The sequence below is a fragment of the Kineococcus vitellinus genome, from assembly GCF_009906315.1.
Lineage (GTDB): Bacteria > Actinomycetota > Actinomycetes > Actinomycetales > Kineococcaceae > Kineococcus > Kineococcus vitellinus.
Window position 1 is genome coordinate 1 of sequence record NZ_JAAALL010000698.1, and the last position, 222, is coordinate 222.

The following is a 222-nucleotide window of genomic DNA, read 5'->3' on the forward strand; positions in this document are numbered from 1 at the left end:
AGCCTGCGCGTCGGCGTCAGCGTCTACGACATGAGCTCGTTCATCACCGCCGGCAAGGAGGGCATGGACGCCTACGCCGAGGCCGAGGGCATCGAGCTGCTGTGGAACTCGGCGAACCTGGACGTCAACACCCAGGCCAGCCAGGTCGACCAGTACGTCAACGCCGGCGTCGACGCCATCATCGTCGTCCCCGTGCAGGCCGACTCGCTGCAGCCGCAGGTG

1 protein-coding gene is annotated in these 222 nt (G+C 67.6%); it reads left to right on the forward strand.

Going from position 1 to position 222, the window contains the following annotated elements:
- Positions 1 to 222 (forward strand): substrate-binding domain-containing protein (locus tag GTQ99_RS24165; protein WP_166618127.1); only part of this gene is annotated, 222 nt, incomplete at both ends.